At 72.5% G+C, this 2,866-nt stretch carries 4 protein-coding genes; all 4 read right to left on the minus strand.

Annotation, left to right across the window (positions count from 1 at the left end; translation table 11 throughout):
- Window positions 1-450: twin-arginine translocation signal domain-containing protein (locus AB0M20_RS35920; RefSeq protein ID WP_364305051.1), on the minus strand; the 450-nt coding region annotated here is incomplete at its 3' end.
- A gap of 136 nt (window positions 451-586) precedes the next feature.
- The gene (locus AB0M20_RS35925) at window positions 587-1,285 is read right to left on the minus strand and encodes a hypothetical protein (protein WP_364305055.1); all 699 of its coding nucleotides are present in this window, start codon (window positions 1,283-1,285) and stop codon (window positions 587-589) included.
- Window positions 1,183-2,241: a hypothetical protein gene (locus tag AB0M20_RS35930; protein ID WP_364305056.1), complete on the minus strand. Its 1,059-nt coding sequence runs from the start codon at window positions 2,239-2,241 to the stop codon at window positions 1,183-1,185. The genes AB0M20_RS35925 and AB0M20_RS35930 overlap by 103 nt, the downstream gene beginning before the upstream one ends.
- Window positions 2,241-2,723, minus strand: a complete 483-nt coding sequence (locus AB0M20_RS35935; RefSeq protein ID WP_364305058.1) for a hypothetical protein — start codon at window positions 2,721-2,723, stop codon at window positions 2,241-2,243. The genes AB0M20_RS35930 and AB0M20_RS35935 overlap by 1 nt, the downstream gene beginning before the upstream one ends.
- Window positions 2,724-2,866: the final 143 nt, after the last annotated feature.

Here is a 2,866-nt window from a genome sequence, read left to right on the forward strand (position 1 = left end):
CCGGTAGACGGCCGCGTCGCGGATCGGCCCGTTCGGGCCGAGGCCGAAGAACGCGTGCACGATGTACTTGTTCCCGATGATCGCGGCATCGTCGAGGACCCGTTTCCAGGCGTCGGCGTTCCACGGCTGTGGGATGCCGGCGTGCCCGGAGGTGGCCCGCAGACCGGCCGCGTCCAGCGCGGCCCGGAACTGCGCCGGGGTGCGCCCGACGGTCCCGGCGTGCTCGACCCGGGTGTATCCGATCTCGGCGAGCTCCTCGAGGCTGCCCTCGAGGTCGATGCCGAGCTGGTCGCGCAGTGTGTACAGCTGCACGCTGATCTTGTCGCGCGGCACCCGGCCGCTGCTCCCGCTGGCCGAAGCAGGCGTCGAGAGCGCGGTGGAACCGGCAATGGTGGCGGCGCCCGCGGCTCCCGCGGCACCTAGTAGTTGTCGTCGACTGACGTTGGACATGAAGCAGCGCCTCCCGCATTGGAGCATCCCCATGTGTCGATGGGCACGTTACCGGGAAGTTACGCTCGTCACGAGTCAAAGATTCGTCAGATCATGCAAAAGTTAAGTCGCGGTAAGCATTACTAATCGGGACGGTCTACAGCGGAACGAGACGAGCCGCCAGGGCGACCGTCATCAGATCGCCGTCCCGCAGGCGCTGCGCGGCGTCTCTCTCACCGAGACCCTCGAGGCGGTGGGCGGCGGTCGCGATCAGCTCGGACTCGCCGTCCAGCAGGCGCCGGGCCAGCCGGGCCTGGAACGGGCTCAGCTCGGCGAAGGCGCACCGGTCGAGGGCCAGGATGGTCTCCGCGTCCAGGGTGCCCGCCAGCGCCCGCTCGGTGACGATCCTGAGCAGCCAGGACGGCCACCAGCCGTACTTGCCGATCAGGAAGCCGGATTGGATGGCCTGGCCGGGGCTCTGCCCGCCCTCGATGAGCCGGAGGGTGAGCGGGATGTCGAAATACTCCAGCCGCAGCGCGGTGACGAACAGCCGCAGCAGCGGCATGGTGCCCACGATCGGCTCCGCCGCCGCGGCCGCGGCGGCGTACTGGCCGTGCACCGCCAGATTGAGCGCCGCCACCTCGGCGATGGACGCGTCGGAGGTGGCCCGCTCGGCGAACCGGCGCAGCGTGTCGGCCAGCCGCTCGGCGGCGCCGTGCGCCCACGCCTCCAGCTCCTTACTCTGCGGCCGGTTCAGCCAGCGCACCGCCACGTCGGTGGCGAGCCGGGCCTCCTGCCGCAGCAGCGGGGCGGTGATGCGCCGGACCAGCAGGTCGCCGAGGCCGTCCACGAGCATGGCCTCGTCGAACCGCTCGGAGGCCTCCTCGAACTGGGCCCACCACCGCTCGTCGTGGTCTGTCGTGGCGATCTCCACCCGTCCAGAGTGTCGCACGATCTGCCCGTACGGGCCTGTTTCACCAGGTTCATCGGGTCGAGCATGCCCTGCTTGACCAGGGCGCGGCTGAGCGGGCGGGTCAGCTCGGCCAGACGGACCCGGCCCGGCTCGCCCAGCACCTCGTAGGCCGGCTCGGCCAGCCGGTCGGTGGTCGCCTCCACGTCGGCCCGCAGCGCGACGCCGGCCTCGCTCAGCCCGTCGCCCTCGAGCAGGCCGCGTGCTCGCAGCCCCTCGGCGGTCGCCTCCCAGGCGTCGTCGCGCCAGCCGCGCGTGGGCTGCAGGAACTCGCGCGGCGCCTGCCCGCTGGCGACGTGCAGGATGATCGACTCCAGGCCACCGAGACCGGCCGTCAGCAGCGCGCTGACGTGCCCGTCGCCGCGGAACTCCCGCAGCAGGTTCTGCGCGTGGAACAGCTGCAGGTGCGGCTCGTCCGGCCAGGGCAGTGCGGTGTGCGCGGCGAACAGCGGGCGGCCCTGCGGGATCTCACATGCCGACTCGGCCGCCCGCCGGGCCAGCGCCGCCGCCTCGGCGACCTCCGGCGACGACACCGCCTCGCCCAGGCCGCGGCGCAGCGCCGCGTCGGCCGCCGCCATCCGCGCGGCCAGCACGGCGGCCGGCGTGGTGCGCTCCCACACGCCCGGCAGCGCCCGGCGGACCAGGCGCGGGTTGAAGCCGTAGAAGGTCGCGATCACCGGCCCGGGCCCGGTCGCCCCGAACACGCCGCCCCGGGAGGCGAAGTAGCCCTCCATCGCGTTGAGCCCGAGCGCCGCGAACCGCTCGAAGGCCTCGGGCGCGAAGTAGATCATCGCGTGGATGGGCTCGGTGACCCGCCAGGCCAGCCGGGAAGACGATTCCACTAATCCTCCACGAACAGCGTCGTCTCTTCGGCGCCGGCGATCCCCGCGCCATGAGCTGGGGGTATCAGATCACGGGCGCGGGCGAAGCGCCGACCGGACCGCCGGGTCACCTCGACCGTCGCCATCTGCACGGGCATCGGCGGCGGCTTGAACGGGCCGGTGCCCCAGCGCACCCAGATCGCGATGCGGCCCGCCTCGGCCTCGGCGAGCAGCTTGTCGACCGTACGCCGCCGGTCGGTGTGGTCGATCTCGACCACCAGCGGCGCCCCGTCGGTGCGCGCGAACGCCAGGTCGACGACCGAGTGCTGCCGGTCCAGCGGCGGCGGCAGCATCAGCACGCTGGGCGCGCGGCGGTAGACCCGCCAGCCCTGGCTCGTGCCCCACTCCGCGACGGTGTCTGCGACCCGTGCGGTCACCTCGTCGGTGGTCAGGTCCGCGAAGATCAACTGGTCGAGCCACGCGGTCAGCGCATCCGCCTCCATGGCCGCAGATGCTAACCGGCCGCTACGACAACCTTGCTCTGCGCCTTCAGCAGGGCCGAGAGCCGGTCCGGCGGCATCGGCCGCGCCAGGTGATAGCCCTGGCCCAGGGTGTAGCCGAGCTCGCACAGCTTGGCGACCTGCTG

Origin of the sequence: Actinoplanes sp. NPDC051633, assembly GCF_040681735.1 — a bacterium.
Lineage (GTDB): Bacteria > Actinomycetota > Actinomycetes > Mycobacteriales > Micromonosporaceae > Actinoplanes.

Coding starts and splice junctions, on each gene's coding strand:
- AB0M20_RS35935 (WP_364305058.1), bottom strand. CDS start 2,723: ATGGAGGCGGATGCGCTGACCGCGTGGCTCGACCAGTTGATCTTCGCG.
- AB0M20_RS35925 (WP_364305055.1), bottom strand. CDS start 1,285: ATGCTCGTGGACGGCCTCGGCGACCTGCTGGTCCGGCGCATCACCGCC.